This is a genomic window from Streptomyces sp. NPDC056144 (genome assembly GCF_042264145.1).
Lineage (GTDB): Bacteria > Actinomycetota > Actinomycetes > Streptomycetales > Streptomycetaceae > Streptomyces.
Genome location: NZ_JBHJVF010000002.1, coordinates 364744 through 381414, shown reverse-complemented (window position 1 = coordinate 381414; position 16671 = coordinate 364744). Strand labels below are relative to the sequence as shown.

16 protein-coding genes are annotated in these 16671 nt (G+C 72.0%); 14 read left to right on the top strand and 2 right to left on the bottom strand.

Annotated features, from left to right (window positions below):
- The first annotated feature begins 126 nt into the window (after window positions 1-126).
- From ACFC0Z_RS08215 to ACFC0Z_RS08195, 5 genes are all read left to right on the top strand, one after another.
- Window positions 127-1392, top strand: a complete 1266-nt coding sequence (locus ACFC0Z_RS08215) for an extracellular solute-binding protein (RefSeq protein ID WP_376434069.1) — start codon at window positions 127-129, stop codon at window positions 1390-1392.
- A 3-nt stretch (window positions 1393-1395) separates the two neighbouring features.
- Entirely contained in the window at window positions 1396-2328 is a 933-nt protein-coding gene (locus ACFC0Z_RS08210; protein ID WP_376434067.1) for a carbohydrate ABC transporter permease, read from the top strand.
- Window positions 2325-3167 carry a carbohydrate ABC transporter permease gene (locus ACFC0Z_RS08205; protein ID WP_376434065.1) on the top strand — a complete coding sequence of 281 codons (843 nt, stop codon included), beginning with the start codon at window positions 2325-2327 and terminating at the stop codon, window positions 3165-3167. The genes ACFC0Z_RS08210 and ACFC0Z_RS08205 overlap by 4 nt, the downstream gene beginning before the upstream one ends.
- 109 nt (window positions 3168-3276) lie before the next feature.
- On the top strand, window positions 3277-4833 hold the full coding sequence (locus ACFC0Z_RS08200) for a beta-N-acetylhexosaminidase (RefSeq protein ID WP_376434063.1): 1557 nt from the start codon (window positions 3277-3279) through the stop codon (window positions 4831-4833).
- A gap of 103 nt (window positions 4834-4936) precedes the next feature.
- Entirely contained in the window at window positions 4937-6391 is a 1455-nt protein-coding gene (locus ACFC0Z_RS08195; RefSeq protein WP_376434061.1) for a cellulose binding domain-containing protein, read from the top strand.
- 82 nt (window positions 6392-6473) lie between these two features.
- On the opposite strand, the gene ACFC0Z_RS08190 is transcribed toward ACFC0Z_RS08195, so the two are convergent.
- Together ACFC0Z_RS08190 and ACFC0Z_RS08185 are read right to left on the bottom strand one after the other, a co-directional pair.
- On the bottom strand, window positions 6474-7139 hold the full coding sequence (locus ACFC0Z_RS08190; RefSeq protein ID WP_376434059.1) for an NADPH-dependent F420 reductase: 666 nt from the start codon (window positions 7137-7139) through the stop codon (window positions 6474-6476).
- Window positions 7140-7306: 167 nt separating this feature from the next.
- A complete protein-coding gene (locus tag ACFC0Z_RS08185) occupies window positions 7307-8041 on the bottom strand; it encodes a DUF4232 domain-containing protein (RefSeq protein ID WP_376434057.1) in 735 nt (244 codons plus the stop codon).
- A 395-nt stretch (window positions 8042-8436) separates the two neighbouring features.
- On the opposite strand from ACFC0Z_RS08185, the gene ACFC0Z_RS08180 reads away from it, so the two are divergent.
- The 9 genes from ACFC0Z_RS08180 (at window position 8437) to ACFC0Z_RS08140 (ending at window position 16572) form a co-directional block, all read left to right on the top strand.
- Complete coding sequence (locus tag ACFC0Z_RS08180) at window positions 8437-9099, top strand: hydrolase (RefSeq protein WP_376434055.1); 663 nt, start codon at window positions 8437-8439, stop codon at window positions 9097-9099.
- A gap of 5 nt (window positions 9100-9104) precedes the next feature.
- A complete protein-coding gene (locus ACFC0Z_RS08175; RefSeq protein ID WP_376434053.1) occupies window positions 9105-9602 on the top strand; it encodes a DoxX family protein in 498 nt (165 codons plus the stop codon).
- A gap of 3 nt (window positions 9603-9605) precedes the next feature.
- Window positions 9606-10187 (top strand): Dps family protein, encoded by a 582-nt coding sequence (locus ACFC0Z_RS08170; RefSeq protein WP_376434051.1) that lies wholly within the window; start codon window positions 9606-9608, stop codon window positions 10185-10187.
- A complete protein-coding gene (locus ACFC0Z_RS08165; RefSeq protein ID WP_376434050.1) occupies window positions 10187-11611 on the top strand; it encodes a dihydrolipoyl dehydrogenase family protein in 1425 nt (474 codons plus the stop codon). The genes ACFC0Z_RS08170 and ACFC0Z_RS08165 overlap by 1 nt, the downstream gene beginning before the upstream one ends.
- A 72-nt stretch (window positions 11612-11683) precedes the next feature.
- A complete protein-coding gene (locus ACFC0Z_RS08160) occupies window positions 11684-12544 on the top strand; it encodes an alpha/beta fold hydrolase (RefSeq protein ID WP_376434048.1) in 861 nt (286 codons plus the stop codon).
- Window positions 12545-12606: 62 nt separating this feature from the next.
- Window positions 12607-13560, top strand: coding sequence for an alpha/beta hydrolase (locus tag ACFC0Z_RS08155; RefSeq protein ID WP_376434046.1), 954 nt, complete (start codon window positions 12607-12609; stop codon window positions 13558-13560).
- Window positions 13557-15476: an amidohydrolase gene (locus ACFC0Z_RS08150; RefSeq protein ID WP_376434044.1), complete on the top strand. Its 1920-nt coding sequence runs from the start codon at window positions 13557-13559 to the stop codon at window positions 15474-15476. Before ACFC0Z_RS08155 ends, ACFC0Z_RS08150 begins: the two co-directional genes overlap by 4 nt.
- A gap of 14 nt (window positions 15477-15490) precedes the next feature.
- A complete protein-coding gene (locus ACFC0Z_RS08145; protein ID WP_376434042.1) occupies window positions 15491-16192 on the top strand; it encodes a GPR1/FUN34/YaaH family transporter in 702 nt (233 codons plus the stop codon).
- 44 nt (window positions 16193-16236) lie between these two features.
- Entirely contained in the window at window positions 16237-16572 is a 336-nt protein-coding gene (locus tag ACFC0Z_RS08140; RefSeq protein ID WP_376434040.1) for a GNAT family N-acetyltransferase, read from the top strand.
- The last annotated feature ends 99 nt before the right edge of the window (window positions 16573-16671 follow it).

The window sequence follows — 16671 nt, the reverse complement described above, 5'->3', positions numbered from 1 at the left end:
CAGGGGTTGACGACGACATTGGTCCATGCCACCTTCATGCCGCACCAACTGGTAAACCTTCGACGCCCAAGTGGTCAGGTCGAGGGTGACCTCCTGTTCCCTTTTCCTGCCCCCAGAGGTGAACCCGTGAAGCACCGTCCTCTCGCCCTGATCGGCGCCATGCTGCTGAGCACCGGACTCGTCGCCTGCTCCGCGTCCGGCGAAGGCGGCCCGGCCGCCGACGGACCGACCGCCCTCGACGTCTGGCTGATGCGCGACAGCGTGTCCGAGGCCTTCCAGAAGGAGTTCGAGGCCGGCTTCGAGAAGGCGCACCCGGACATCGACCTCAAGATCCAGATCCAGGAGTGGGAGGGCATAGGCGAGAAGGTCACCGCCGCCCTGGCCAGCAATGACGCCCCCGACGTCATCGAGGTCGGCAACACCCAGGTCGCCCAGTACGCCCAGAGCGGCGGCCTCACCGACTTCACGGACAAGGTCGCCGAACTCGGCGGCGACGCCTGGCTGAAGGGCCTCGCCGAACCCGGCGCCTGGGAGGGCAAGCAGTACGGAATCCCGTACTACGCGGCCAACCGCGTCGTCATCTACCGCACCGACCTGTTCGAGAAGGCCGGCATCGACCCGGCCAGGATCACCACACGCGACCAGTGGCTCACCGTCACCGAGAAGCTCAACAAGAACGGCACCCAGGGCATCTACCTCCCCGGCCAGAACTGGTACGCCCTCGCGGGCTTCGTCTGGGACGAGGGCGGCGACCTCGCCGTCCGGGAGGGCGCGACCTGGAAGGGCGGCCTCGACACCCCCGAAGCGCTGAGAGCCATGGAGTTCTACCGACGACTCCAGGCCCTCGGCAAGGGCCCCAAGGACTCCGACGAGTCCCGTCCGCTCCAGGCCGAAGTCGTGGCCAAGGGGCAGGTCGCCCAGGTCATCGCCACCCCCGGCGGGGCCAACGTCATCGCCCAGAGCAACCCCGCGCTCAAGGGCAAGCTCGGCTTCTTCCCCATCCCCGGCAAGACGGCGGACACCCCCGGCGCGGTGTTCACCGGCGGCTCCGACCTCGTCGTCCCCTCCGCCGCCGCGCACCAGGAGGAGGCGTACACCTTCGTCAAGGAGCTCACCGGGGACGCCTGGCAGAAGAAGCTCGCCCTCGCGATGAGCTACGTCCCGAACAAGACCACCCTCGCCGCCGCCGTCTCCTCCGACCCGGGCGCGGCGGCCATGGCGGTCGGCGCCGCCCAGGGGCACGCCACGCCCAACACCCCGCAGTGGGCCGCGGTCGAGGGCAAGAACCCGATCAAGGACTACATGACGGCGGTGCTCATCGGCCGCGACGCGAAGTCCGAGGCCGCGGAGGCGTCCCAGTCCATCGCCACCACCCTGAACAGCGGTTCCTGACACATGCAGGCCAGCACCCCCCGGCGGCTCACCGCTCCCCGGCTTCGCGCCACCAACCTCGGCCCGTACCTCCTCGTCGCCCCCGCCGTCCTCGGCATGCTCTACCTCCTCCTCTATCCGTTCGCCCGGGCCCTGCTCATCTCCTTCCAGGACTTCCGGCTGCGCGAACTGATCCGAGGCGACGCCGAGTTCGTGGGGCTGCGCAACTACCAGACCCTGCTGACCGACCCGAGGTTCTGGGACGTCGTCCGCCGCACGTTCCTCTTCATGGCGGTCAACGTCGTCGCCATCATGATCCTCTCGACGCTGGTCGCCCTGATGACCGAACGCCTCGGCAGAGTCGGCAGGACCGTCGTCCTCAGCTCGCTCGTCCTGGTGTGGGCCGTGCCCGTCGTGGCGGCCACCACCGTCTTCCAGTGGCTGTTCCACTCCCAGTTCGGCATCGTCAACGAGACGCTCACCGGCCTCGGCCTCACCTCCTTCGAGGGCTACACCTGGTTCGCCGACGGTCCCGCCGCCTTCACGATCCTCGTCGTCCTCATCGTCTGGCAGTCGGTGCCGTTCGCCGCCGTCACCCTCTACTCGGCCCTCACCACCGTGCCCGAGGAGCTCTACGAGTCGGCCCGCCTCGACGGCGCCGGGGCCGCGAGGATCTTCCGCTCCGTGACGTTCCCCCTGGTCCGGCCGATCTTCATGCTGGTCCTCTCCCTGGAGGTGATCTGGACCTTCAAGGCGTTCGTCCAGATCTGGGTGATGACCCGCGGCGGCCCCGGCGACGCCACCACCATCCTCCCGGTGTACGCCGTGCAGACCGCGCTCGCCAACCAGCGCTACGACCTGGGATCGGCCGCCTCCATGGTCACCGTCCTGCTCATGAGCGGCGTCCTCGTCGTCTACTTCCGCCAACTGTTCCGCCAGGAAGGGGAGGACCTGTGACGCCGACCCGCGCCCGCGCCCTCCGCCGCCTCCCGCTCCACGCGGCGGCCGGCCTCACCGTCGTGATCTGCCTCTTCCCCGTGTACTGGATGGTGACGACCGCCTTCAAGCCGTCCCGCGACATCCAGTCCTACGAGCCCCGCCTGATCCCCCAGGAGTGGACCCTCGTCCACTTCCGCACGGCGGTCCAGGCGGACGGCTTCGGCCTGTTCTGGCGCAACAGCGTCCTGGTCACCCTCGGCGCCGTCCTCCTGGCCCTGCTCGTCGCGCTCGGCGCCGCGTACGCCGTGGCGCGACTGCGCTGGCCGGGCCGCAGACAGTTCATGCTGGCGGTCTTCATCGCCCAGATGGCACCGTGGGAGTCGCTGATCATCCCGGTCTACATCATCTCCCGCGACACGAACATGCTCGACCGGCTGCCCACGCTCACCCTGGTCTACTTCATGATCACCCTCCCGTTCACCGTGGTGGTCCTCCGGGGCTTCATGGCGGGCATCCCGCCCGAGCTGGAGGAGGCGGCGCAGGTCGACGGCTGCACCAGGACCGGCGCGTTCCGCCGGGTCGCGCTCCCGTTGCTCATGCCCGGTCTGATGGCGACCTCGCTCTTCGGCTTCATCACCGCCTGGAACGAGTTCACGTACGCCAACTTCCTCATCATCAAGCAGCAGGACAGCCGCACGCTGCCGGTCTGGCTCTCGTCCTTCCAGACGACCTTCGGCACGGACTGGGGAGCCACCATGGCGGCCTCGACACTCTTCGCGCTGCCCGCGCTGATCGTCTTCCTCGCGCTCCAGCGACACGTGACGTCGGGCCTCACCGCCGGCGGAGTCAAGGGCTGAAGCTCCCGGCGGGCCAGGGCCGCAGCCCATCCGGCGGATCAGGTCCGGACAGACGCGGCCGCCGTCACCGTCACCACCACCGCACCTCTCACCTCGGGAGACACCACCCGTGCACCTGCGAGACGTCACCGCACCCCCACGACCCGAACTGTCCCTCGTCCCCCGCCCGACCCGGCTCTCCCCGCGCCCCGGCGGATTCCGTCTCGACACCACCACCCGACTCCGCGTCGCGCCGAGCGCGGAAGGGGCGGCCGACCTCCTGCGTACGTACGTGGGACCCGCCACCGGCCTCCGCCTGGAGCCCGCCGAGGACGGCGCCTTCGTCCTCGCCCTCGACCCGGCCCTGACCGGGCTGGGGGAGGAGGGGTACGGCCTGACGGTGAGCGCGGGCGGGGTGCTGCTGCGCGCGGCGCGGCCGACCGGACTGCTACGGGGAGTGCAGACGATCCGTCAGTTACTGCCGTACGAAGGGCTGTCGGGGGCGTACGGGCGGGAAGTCGACCTCCCCGGCGTGGAGATCACCGACGTCCCCGCCCACCCCTGGCGCGGCATGCTGCTCGACGTCGCCCGGCACTTCCAGCCGGTCTCCTACCTGCGCCGCTTCGTCGATCTCCTGGCCCTGCACAAGCTGAACGTCCTCCAGCTGCACCTCACCGACGACCAGGGCTGGCGGATGCCGGTCACGGCGTACCCCCGGCTCACCGAGATCGGCGGCCGACGGCCGGAGTCGCTGATCGGCCCGGCCGGCGGGGAGGACTTCGACGGCCGCCCGCACGGCGGCTCGTACACGCGCGCCGAGCTCGCGGGCCTCGTCGCCTACGCGGCCGCGCGCGGGGTGACGGTGGTCCCCGAGGTCGGGATGCCGGGGCACGTACGGTCCGCGCTCGCGGCCTACCCCGAGCTGGGCAACGACCCGCACACGCGCCTCGACGTGTGGACGCGGTGGGGCGTCTGCCCGAACGTCCTCGGCGTGGGCGATCACGTCCTCTCCTTCTTCCGCACGGTCCTGGACGAGGTGATGGACCTCTTCCCGTCCCGGTACGTCCACATCGGGGGCGACGAAGTCCCGACGGAGGAATGGGAGTCGAGCCCCGAGGCGAGGGCGCGTGCCGTCCGGGAGGGGCTGTCCGGCCCGCGAGACCTGCACGGCTGGTTCATGACGACGATGGCCGACCACGTCGTACGGGCGGGCCGGCGGCCGGTCGCCTGGGCCGAGGACGGCACGACCCTTCCGCTGACCTGCACGGTGATGAGCTGGCGTACGCCGGAACACGCGTGGTCGGCCGCGCGCCGGGGCCACGAGGTCATCCACGCCGACCACCGCTCGACGTACTTCGACTACGCGCGCGGCCCCGGCGCGACCGAGCCGCCGGCGCAACCGGGCCACACCCTGGACGTGCGCACCGTGTACGGAGTCGACCTCCGCCCGCCGGCCGGCGAACCGCACCTGGCCGGGAAAGTCCTGGGGACTCAGGGCCAGTTGTGGACCGAGTTCGTCCCGACACCCGCGCACATCGAGTACCTCACCTACCCCCGTCTGTGCGCCCTCGCGGAACGGGCGTGGGACGGCGCCACCGGCGACTGGCCGGACTTCCGGACCCGGCTGGAAGGTCACCGGGCGCGGCTGACGGCGCTGGGCGTACCGCACGACACGCTCGCTCTCTGACCCGCCCGAGCCCCCGCGTGAAGCGCGAGCCCCTCCTCTGTCCCGCGCACCCTCTCCCGACCCCTCCTGCGTGAAGGCAGGAGCCATCGAAAGGAACCGTCGCATGACGAAGCACGTCCGTACCGCCGGCCGAGGAGCCCGCGCGGCCCTCGCCCTGACCGCCGCCGTCGGCAGCGCGGCGCTCGCGACCCTGCCCCTCACCACGGCGTCCGCCGCGTCGGGCGACGGGCTGGCCGTCCAGTACCGCACCAGCGCGAGCGGCGCGACGGCGGACCAGACCGAACCGTGGCTCAAGGTGCGCAACACCGGCACGACCACCGTTCAGCTGAGCCAGGTGAAGATCCGCTACTACTTCAAGGCCGACTCGGCGACGGCGGCGTACCGCTTCGCCTGCTCCTGGGCGGTGAAGGGCTGCTCCGTCATCACGGGCACCTTCGGCACGCTCACCAACCCGACGGCCACCGCGGACCGTTACCTGGAGATCGGCTTCACCCCCGCGGCCGGCACGCTCGCCCCCGGCGCGGACACGGGCGACATGCAGCTGCGCTTCTACCAGTCCACCTGGCAGACCCTGACGCAGAGCGACGACTACTCCTTCGGCGGAGCGCAGACGGCCTACGCGGACTGGACCAAGGTCACGGCACAGATAGCCGGTGCGAACGTCTGGGGCACCGCCCCCGCCGGAAACGAACCCACGGACCCGCCCACCCCGACGCCCACCCCGACCCCGACCGATCCGCCGGCGGGCGGCGGCCAGGTCCTGTTCGACGACTTCTCCTACACCTCGCACACCGACCCGGCTTTGGCGAACCACGGCTGGAGCGTCCGTTCCAACGCAGGCGGACCCGGCGTCCCGGGCGCCACCTGGGACCCGTCGAAGGTCACCTTCGTCAACCAGAGCGGCAACACGGTGATGAACCTGGAGACCTCCAGCGCCGGGACCGGTGCGACCACGACGCACACCGAGGTCCTCACCAAGGCCACGAAGTTCAAGAACGGCACGTACGCGGCCCGTGTGAAGTTCTCCGACGCGCCCAAGTACGGCCCGGACGGCGACCGCGTCGTCCAGACCTTCTTCACCATCAACGACCTCAAGGCCCCGATGGCCGACGACTACGCCGAGTACGACTTCGAGTACCTGCCCAACGGCGGCTGGGGCGAGCCGGCGAACATCCTCTACACGACCTCCTGGGAGACCTACAACCCCGACCCCTGGCAGGCGGTCAACCAGCACAGCGAGAGCCGTACGAGTTTCGCGGGCTGGCACGACCTGGTGGTGACCATCGACAACAGCAAGATCACCTATTACGTCGACGGCGCGGTCTTCGGCACCCACGACGCCGCGTACCTGCCCGAACGTCCCATGTCCATCAACTTCAACCAGTGGCTGATCGACCTCAACGGCCAGCCCTCGACCACTCCGCGCGCCTACGACCAGCAGGTCGACTACGTCCTGCACGTCAAGGACCAGGTCCTGACCCCGGCCCAGGTCGCGACGAAGCTCGCCGCCCTCCGCGGCGCGGGCACCGCCTTCGTCGACGAGGTCCCGGCCTCCTGACGGACGACCGCCGACCGAGGCGCCGCCGCGGCCGTGAGCCGCGGCGGCGTCGTCGGGTCGGCGTCGTCAGGTCGGTTCCGGGTCACCCGCGGAAGGACTCCGGCCGCTCCGGCGACGCCTCCGCGAGGGCGCGCTCCACGGCCGCCACGCCCGCGCGGAGCCCGTACACCGGGGTGTCGGGCTGCTGGCGCCAGGAGTCGTCGATGCCGCCCGCGTCGACCGTGTCGAAGCCGAGCTCGTCGATGAGCTCGCGGACCGCCTTCTTCGCCTGCTCGTCGTCGCCCGCGACCGGCAGCGCCATCCGCTCGGGGTCGCCGGCCGGGCGCGGACGGTCGAGGATGTCCTCGGCGTACGTGCCGTTGAACGCCTTGATCACCGGGTGCCCCAGGTGACGTTCGGTCCAACGGCTCTCGGTGAGTCCCTCGTCCTCGATGGCCGCGATCCGGCCGTCGCGCTGCTGCGGGTAGTAGTTGCCGGTGTCGATCACGGCGAAACCTTCGGCGGCACCGTCGAAGAGCCCGGCCGACGGAAGGTCCGGGATCGCCTTCAGCGGGATCGTCACGACGACGATCTGAGCGCCCCGGGCGGCCTCCGTGACGGTCACGGGGGTGGCGCCGGTCTCCTCGGCGAGGGCGGTGAGCGTGTGCGGGCCGCGGGAGTTGGCGACGTACACCTCGTGTCCGAGGGTGGTGAGACGGCGGGTGAGGTTGCCGCCGATGTTGCCGGCCCCGATGATGCCGATCCTCATGACAGTCCCTCCTGGTGAACGGGTGGCGCGCTGCGCCGTTGTGACAGTCCGCAACAGGGCTGTCCCCGCCCGCTATTCCCCGCGCCGGGAGGACCACGCGGACCGCCGCACCTCCCGGTGCGGGAGATGCGGCGGCGGAGAAGCGGCGGTGAAGGTGTGGCGGACGGTCAGAGCTGGGTGACCGGACGCATGGCCATGCCCTCGGTGAGGGCCCAGCCGTGCAGCCGCGCGGCGTCGTCGACGGAGACGGTGTCGAGCCCGTCGGGCAGGTCGAAGATGAGCGTGCCGCTCAGCTCGGTGCCCTCGCCGGCGACCAGGGTGGCGGTGAAGCGGTCGGACTGGTCGTACTCGGCCTCGCCGCCCTCGTCGTTGCCGAAGACGTACAGACCGGCGTAGGCCTTGCCGCCCCCCTCGACGACGATCGGCTCGCTGCTGGGCTCGCCGAGGGTCTCGACGATCGGCGCGTCGTTACCGGCCTTCAGCCGCACCATCGGCGCCTCGTTGAGGACGCAGGGCGTCCGGTCGTTGTTCGTGACGGTCAGCAGGAAGTGGCGGGGGGTCTCCCCGCGCGGGTCCTGGAGCTCGACCGCGGTGCCGAGACCGTCGGCCTCGCAGTCCGGGTACTTCGTGCCGTTGCCACCACCGGTCTCGCCGCTGTCCCCGGTCTCCCCGCCGGTGGGGCTGCTCGTCCCGGTTCCGGAGCCCTTCGACGGCGTCTTGGTCGCCGGCGCACCGGCATCGGTCGAGGCGGAGCCCGAAGGCTCGGTGGTCGGCGACGCGCTGGTCGGCGCGGTGGTGGCCGACGGCGCGCCGGCCGACGAGGAGGCGGCGGGCGGAGCGGCGGCCCCGTTGTCACCACCGGAGGGCTGACAGGCGGTGGTCGCGAGGAGAGCCGCGACCACGGACGCGCCCAGAGTGGCGCCCCGCAGACCCCGACGCACTGAACCGCCTCTGGCAGTAATGGAGTTCATTCCTGGTTCCTCTTCCCCCGTGACCGAACCGGAGCCGGTCCGTGTGCAAGCGACAAAACGATTCTCGCCAAGCGGCGAACGGAGGAGGAGGGGCAACTCGGTTTCGTTACAGGCCCAGCACGATGCGGCGACCGTGGCGTGACCGTGACGCGGCGAGACGGGGGAACCCGCGGACGCAGGCCGAGCTCTCGGCTCACGGTGTGCGCTGTCGTGCCAACCCCTGGGCGCGGGAGGTCAAATCGGTCGGGCGGGTCGCTCGTAGCGTGAAGAGGTGCCGAGCCGCGGAGGCGGTGGGCGCGTTTCCTACCGTTTCGAAGGGACCCCTCATGTTCGACATCGCCAAGGTGCAGGCCGCCCCGAGCAAGGACCTGCTCACGCCCGACAACGCCGTCATGCTCTTCGTGGACCACCAGCCGCAGATGTTCTTCGGCACCGGCAGCGGTGACCGTGCCGCGATCATCAACAGCACCGTGGGTCTCGCCAAGGCGGCCGTCGCGTTCGACGTTCCGACGGTCCTGACCACGGTCGCCGCCGAGTCCTTCTCGGGCCCCCTGCTGCCGCAGCTCGCCGAGGTGTTCCCCAAGAACGAGGTCATCGACCGCACGACCATGAACGCCTGGGAGGACGAGGCGCTCGTCGCGGCGGTCAAGGCGACCGGGCGCAAGAAGATCGTCCTGTCCGGGCTCTGGACCGAGGTCTGCCTCGTGCTGCCCGCGCTCTCGGCCCTTGAGCAGGGTTACGAGGTGTACGTCGTGACCGACGCCTCCGGTGGCGTCAGCCCCGCCGCCCACGAGCACGCCCTCCAGCGGATGATCGCCGCCGGTGCCGTGCCGGTGACCTGGGTGCAGGTCCTCCTGGAGCTCCAGCGGGACTGGGCGCGCCAGGAGACGTACGGCGCCGTCATGGAGATCGTGAAGGCCCACGCGGGCGCGTACGGCCTGGGCGTCGTGTACGCGCAGAGCGTCATCGGCGCGCACGCGGCCGGCTGACCCCCTTGGACACCGGCATTCTGATCCTGCGTCTGCTGGTGGGTCTGCTCGTGGCGGGGCACGGGGTGCAGAAGGTCAGCCGTCACCTCGGCGGCAAGGGCCTCGCGGGCGGCACGGAGGAGTTCCGCGCCGACGGCTTCCGGGGCGGTGCGCTCACCGCCCTCGCGGCGGGCGGCGGCCAGATCGGCTCCGGTCTGCTGCTCGCCGCCGGCCTGCTCACCCCGCTCGCCGCGACCGGCACCGTCGGCGTCATGACGGTCGCCCTCACCGTGAAGTGGCGCCACGGCCTCTGGGTGCAGAACGACGGGTACGAGTACCCGCTCGTCCTCATCGGCACCGCCACCGCCCTCGCCGCCACGGGCCCCGGCGCCTGGTCCCTCGACGCGGTCCTCGGCCTCGCGCCGTACCCGCCGTGGTGGGCGGCCCTCGCCCTCGCCGCCGGTCTCGGCAGCGGACTCCTCACCCGGCTCGTGCTGCACACCCCCCTTTCCCCTCAGGAGTAATCGGTGGACACCACCCTCACGACCCCGCACGGCGGCGGTCAGCCTCTGCTGCATCAGAAGGGCGCCGAGACGCAGGCGTTCGGCACGCTCAAGCAGCTGCCGATCGGCCTCGGCCACGACACCCGCATGTACGCCTGCCAGCGGCTGAACCGCGTCCTCGCCGACACGCAGATCCTGTACTCGCTCTACAAGAAGCACCACTGGCTGATGCGCGGTGCGACCTTCTACTCGCTCCACCTCATGCTGGACAAGCACGCGGAGGCCCAACTGGCCATCGTGGACGCGCTGGCCGAGCGGGTCCAGAGCCTCGGCGGCGTCGCGGTCGGCGACCCCCGCCACGTCGCCGAGCTGACCGCGATCCCCCGGCCCCCGGACGGCGTCGAGCCGGTGCCCGTCATGCTGTCGCGGCTCCTCGACGCCCACGAGCGGATCCTGATCGACGCCCGGGACGCCGCCGCACGGATCGCGGCGGAGGGCGACGAGGGCAGCACCGACCTGCTCGTGTCCGAGGTCATCCGCACCGGCGAGGCCCAGGTCTGGTTCCTGGCCGAACACCTCGTGGACACCCCGTTGGTGCGCGGCTGATGGACACGTACGACGTCGTCGTGGTCGGCGGCGGACCGGGCGGCGAGGTCGTCGCCGACCGGCTCGTGCGGTCCGGCCTGACCGCCGTCGTCGTCGAGGCCGACGCGGTGGGCGGCGAGTGCTCCTACCGTGCCTGCGTGCCGAGCAAGGCCCTGCTGCGGCCCGGAGCCGCCCGGGCGGACGCCCGAGCGGTCGACGGGGCCCGGCAGACGGTCACGGCGGACATCGACCCGGCGCGGGTGCTGGCCCGCCGCGACCGCTTCACCGGGCGCGGCGACGACACCGGTCAGGCCGACTGGCTCGACGGCGCGGGAATCGCGCTCGTACGGGGGCACGGACGGCTCGCCGGTGAGCGCCGCGTGGAGGTGACCGGGGCCGACGGCGAGGTCCGTACCCTGGCGGCCCGGCGCGCGGTCGTCGTCTGCACCGGTACGGAACCGGCCCTCCCGCCGGTCGAGGGGATCGACCGGATCGGCGTCTGGACCAACCGGCAGGCCACCACGGCCGACGCGGTACCCGGACGGCTCGTCGTCATCGGCGGGGGAGTGGTGGCCTGCGAGACGGCCACCGCGTGGCGTTCGCTCGGCTCTTCCGTCACCCTGCTCGTCCGCGACCAGGCCCTCCTGACCGGCTGGGAGCCGTGCGCCGGCGAGGAGGTCACCCGGGGGCTGAGCGACCTGGGCGTCACGATCCGCTTCGGGGTGTCGGCTGTCCGCGTCGCCCGTGACGAGGACACCCGCGCGGTGACCGTGCACACCGACGACGGGGCCGCCCTCGTCTGCGACGAGGTCCTCGCCGCCGTCGGACGGCGGCCGCGCACCGCGGACCTCGGCCTGCGCTCCGTGGGGCTGCCGGCCGGCGACTGGCTCCCGGTCGACGACACCTGCCGGGTCACCTCTGTCGACGGCGACTGGCTCTACGCCGTCGGCGACGTGAACCACCGCGCCCCGCTGACCCACATGGCGAAGTACCAGGCCCGCGCCTGCGCGGCGGCGATCGCCGAGCGGGCCGCGGGACGCCCCGCCGAAGCCGGCGGCCTGAAGCCGTGGAGCGCGGGTGCCGACCGCACCGCCGTCCCGCAGGCCGTCTTCACCCGCCCCGAGATCGCGAGCGTGGGGCTCACGGAACACGCGGCACGCGCGGCGGGACTCGCGGTACGCGTCGTGGAGTACCGCGTCGACGACGTCGCGGGGGCCGCGCTCCACGCGGACGACTACCGGGGTCTCGCCAAGCTCGTCGTCGACGAGAGCCGAGGCGTCGTCGTCGGCTGCACGCTCACCGGCCCGATGGCGACCGAGCTCATCCACACCGCCACCGTGGCCGTCGTGGGCGAAGTCCCCCTGGAACGCCTGTGGCACGCCGTGCCCGCCTTCCCGACCGTGAGCGAGGTCTGGCTCCGGCTCCTGGAGGCGTACGGCCTCTGAGCGGTCGGCGTGTCCGGCCGCCCCGTACCGGCGCGACACCGCACCATTTCCTCACCCGACAAGGACCATCCCATGCATCCCACGCATCCCACGAGGCGCACCCTCGCCCTCGGTCTCGCCCTGCCCGCCACGCTGGCCGCCCTGGTCGGCGCCGGGCCCGCGCGCCGCCCGGCCTCCGCCGCTACGGACCCGTACGACTCCGGGCCCACGTCGAACACGCCGAAGCCGACGATCGTCCTGGTCCACGGAGCCTTCGCGGACGCCTCCAGCTGGAGCGGCACGATCCGGCGGCTGCGGCACGCCGGCCATCCCGTCCTCGCCCCCGCCAACCCGCTGCGCGGCCTCGCCGAGGACACCGCCTACCTGCGCAGCGTGCTGGCCACCGTCGACGGCCCCGTCGTCCTGGTCGGGCACTCCTACGGCGGCGCCGTCATCAGCGGCGCCGCGGTCGGCGACAGCCGGGTCAAGGCCCTCGTCTACATCGCCGCGTTCACCCCGGACGAGGGAGAGAGCGCCGCCGAGCTCGCGGCGAGGTTCCCCGGCTCGACCCTCGGCGACACCGTGACCCCGCGCTCGTACCCCCTGCCCGGCGGCACCGGCTCCGGCACCGAACTCGTCATCGAGCAGGCGAAGTTCCACCGGCAGTTCGCCGCCGACGTGCCCGCCGCCGACGCGGCCGTCATGGCCGCGAGTCAACGCCCGGTCGCCACCACCGCGCTGGAGGAGAAGGCCGGCCGGGCGGCCTGGCGGGAGATCCCGTCCTGGGCGCTGATCGCCACCGCCGACAAGAACATCCCCCCGGCCGCCCAGCGGTGGATGGCCCGGCGCGCCGGTTCCCACGTCACCGAGGTGGACGCGTCGCACGCCGTGGCCGTCTCCCGCCCGACCACGGTCACCCACGTTATCCTCGCCGCCGCGCGCGCGACCCGCTGAGGCCCACCATCCCACCCCCGCAGACCTCTCACCTCCACCAACACCCACAAGGAGCAACACTCATGACGAACCGTCCGGTCCTCGAACCCGCCGCCCAGGCGTTCGCCGCCGCCACCGCCCAGCCGCCGTACCTCTACCAGATCCCCGTCGCCGAAGGCCGCAAGGCCGTGGACGACGTCCAGAACGGCGAGGGCGTGCCCCTGCCCGAGGTCGACGAGGAGTGGATCACCGTCCACGGCGGCCCGACCGGCGACGTCCGGGCCCGGATCGTCCGCCCGCGCGGCGCCACCGGCCCGCTGCCCGTCATCCTCTACATCCACGGAGCGGGCTGGGTCTTCGGCAACGCCCACACCCACGACCGGCTCGTCCGTGAACTCGCCGTCGGCGCCCGGGCGGCCGTGGTCTTCCCCGAGTACGACCTCTCGCCCGAGGCGCGCTACCCCGTCGCGATCGAGCAGAACTACAGCGTCGCCCAGTGGGTCGCCCGCGAGGGTCACCACAAGGAGCTCGACGGCACGCGGATCGCGGTCGCGGGCGACTCGGTCGGCGGCAACATGAGCGCTGCCCTCACCCTCATGGCCAAGCAGCGCGGAGACGTGACGCTCGTCCAGCAGGTCCTCTTCTACCCGGTCACGGACGCGGGCTTCGACACCGACTCGTACCATGCCTTCGCCGAGGGCTACTTCCTGCGCCGCGACGCGATGACGTGGTTCTGGGACCAGTACACGACGGACGAGGCCGAGCGTGCCCAGATCACCGCCTCGCCGCTGCGTGCCTCCACCGAGCAGCTCACCGGCCTCCCGCCGGCTCTGGTCGTCACGGCCGAGGCCGACGTCCTGCGCGACGAGGGCGAGGCGTACGCGGCGAAGCTCCGCGCCGCCGGAGTGCCGGTCACGGCCCTGCGCGTCCAGGGCGTCATCCACGACTTCGTGATGCTGAACGCGCTGCGCGAGACGCACGGCGCGGAACTCGCGATCAGCGTCGCGGTCGACGCCCTCCGGAAGGCCCTCGCATGACCACGACCGGACCTTCGACGACTGGTTCCTCGACCGGCTCCTCGGCGAGCATGCCGGTGGCCGGGCTCGTCCCCGCCATGCGCGGGGAGCACGCGTACGCCGACCTCCTCGTCCGCAACGCGAAGGTGTTCACGGGCGACCCCGACCGACCCGAGGCGCGCGCGGTCGCGATCCGCGACGGCCGGGTCGCGGCGCTCGGTGACGACCACGACCTCGCTCACCTCGTCGGTCCAGGCACGAAGGTCGTCGACGCGCTCGGCCGCCGTGTCGTCCCGGGGCTCAACGACTCGCACCTGCACGTCATCCGGGGCGGCCTCAACTACGTACTGGAGCTGCGCTGGGACGGCGTACGGAGCCTCCGCCAGGCCCTGGCGATGCTGCGGGAGCAGGCCGGGCGCACGCCCAAGGGGCAGTGGATCCGGGTGGTCGGCGGCTGGACCGCCGAACAGTTCGTCGAGCGCCGGATGCCGACCGTCGCCGAGCTCAACGCCGCCGCTCCCGACACCCCGGTGTTCGTCCTGCACCTGTACCAGTCGGCGCTGATGAACCGGGCCGCCGTCAAGGCCGCCGGATTCACCCGCGCCACCCCCGATCCCCGGGGCGGGCAGATCGTCCGCGGCCGGGACGGCGAACCCAACGGCGTGCTGCTCGCGGCGCCGAGCGCGCTCATCCTCTACTCGACGCTCGCGAAGGCACCCACGCTCGACGACACCGACAAGCGGACGTCGACGCGCCACTTCCTGCGCGAGCTGAACCGCTTCGGACTGACCTCCGCCGTCGACGCCGCCGGCGGATTCCAGAACTTCCCCGACAACTACGCCACGGTCGTCGACCTCGCCAGGACGGGAGAGCTGACCCTCCGGATCGCCTACCACCTGTTCCCGCAGACCGCCGGGCAGGAGCTCGCCGACCTCAAACGCTGGACCGAGACGGTGAAGCCGGGGGACGGGGACGAGTGGCTCCGGCTGAACGGCGCCGGCGAGAACCTGACCTGGGCCGCCGCCGACTTCGAGAACTTCTCCGAGCCGCGGCCCGAGCTGGCCGCCGGCTACGAGACCGAGTTCGAGGACGCCGTACGGCTGCTGCTCGCGAACGGCTGGGGATTCAGGCTCCACGCGACCTATGACGAGACGATCCGGCGCGACCTGGCCGTCTTCGAGAAGCTCGCGGCGGAGGGACTGTTCCCCGGCGGCAACCGCTGGCTCTTCGACCACGCGGAGACGGTCTCGGCCGACAGCCTCGACCGGATCGCCGCCCTGGGCGGCGCCGTCTCGGTCCAGAACCGGATGTCCTTCCAGGGCACCGCCTTCCTCGACCGTTACGGTGCCGAGGCCGCCGCCCACACCCCGCCGGTCCGGGCCATGCTCGACCGCGGCCTGACCGTCGCCGCCGGAACGGACGCGACCCGGGTCTCCTCGTACAACCCGTGGGTCGCCCTCCACTGGCTGGTCACCGGCCGCACCGTCGGCGGGACCGCGCTCTACCCGGCCGGGAACCTGATCGACCGGGAGACCGCCCTCGGCCTCTACACCCGGGGCGGAGCGGAGCTCACCGGCGAGCAGGACGTCAAGGGAACCCTGAGGGAGGGCTGTTACGGCGACCTCGCGGTCCTCTCCGACGACTTCCTCACCGTGCCCGAGGACGTCATCCCCGACATCGAGGCCGTCCTCACCGTCGTCGGCGGCCGGATCGTCTACGCGACGGCGGAGTACGAGGGACTCGACGAGGCCGTACCGCCGGTGAGCCCCGCGTGGAGCCCCGTCGCCCGGTTCGGCGGCTACCAGGGCGGCACCCGCCAGGCCTCGCTGGTGGCCGAGGCCGCCGCCGAGTCCGAGCAGCACCGCCTGTGGCGCGTCGCGCGCGGCTCGGCCCCGGACGCACAGCCGTCGTTCGTCGACCCCTGCTTCGCGCACTGAAAGAGAGACATCAGATGACCGACGCCCCGCCGGACGTCCCCCCGGAACGCCGATTCGAGCCGGACCTGCGGTCGATGACGCGGATCACGCTGCGTCCCATCGCCTCACCCATGCCGCTCGGGTTCTTCACGATCGCCATCGCGTCCGTGATGACGGGCTGCCTCCAGCTCGGCATCCTCGGCGAGGAGGCCCGCACCGCGGTCGCCTTCACCGTGCTGCCCGCCTTCGTCCTGCAACTCCTGGTCAGCTACCTGGCCTTCGGGGCCCGTGACGTGATCGCGGCCACGCTGATGGCGGTGTTCGCCGGCAGCTGGCTGCCCTACGCGCTCGTCATGCTCACCGGCGCGGCCGACGGCCTGAAGGTGCTCGGCGTCTTCAATCTGGCCCTGCTCTGCTTCGGGGCGCTGATGACCGCGGTGACCGGTCCCAAGCGGGCGCTGTGGCTCGTCCTCGCCGTCTCGCTGCCCCGCTGGGCCGCCACCGGTCTCGCGGGCGTCACCGGCGCCGAATGGCTGACGCGCACCGCCGGGGTGCTCGGGCTGGTGGTGGCGGTGGTAGCGATGTACACGGCGTTCGCCCTGATGCTGGAGGACATGCGCAGCGAGCAGGTCCTGCCGATCGGCCGCAGCGGCCCCGCCCATCTCGCCGTGGAAGGCGACCTCGCCGTCCAGCTCCGCAACCTGGAACGCCAGGCGGGCGTGCGCCGCACCCTCTGACCCGGCCACCTCCCCCGTACCACCGCCACCAGACAGGAACCCTCATGGAACCCCAGGTTCTCGACCGCCCCGAGAAGTCCCGCTACGAGATCCTCGCCGTCGCCGGGGCGGACGACGCACGCGGCGAGGCCCCCGAGACCGCGGGCTTCGCCGAGTACCACCTCTCCGAGGGCGAGATCGCCTTCATCCACACCGAGATCGATCCCCGCTTCGGCGGGCGTGGCCTCGGCGGGCTGCTTGCCCGGGGCGCCCTCGACGACGCCCGGGCGCGCGGGCTGCGCGTCCTGCCGTACTGCCCGTTCATCCGCGGCTGGATCGGCAAGCACCCCGAGTACGCCGACCTCGTGCCCGAGGACCGCCGTGCCCGCTTCGGGCTGTAGGGGGTTTGTGCGGCCTTGACCAGGCACTTCCCCTTCGAACGATTGGTCTAAGTCGTTCGGACCCGGTAGCTTTCCGAAACGCCCGTCGAGAACGCGCGG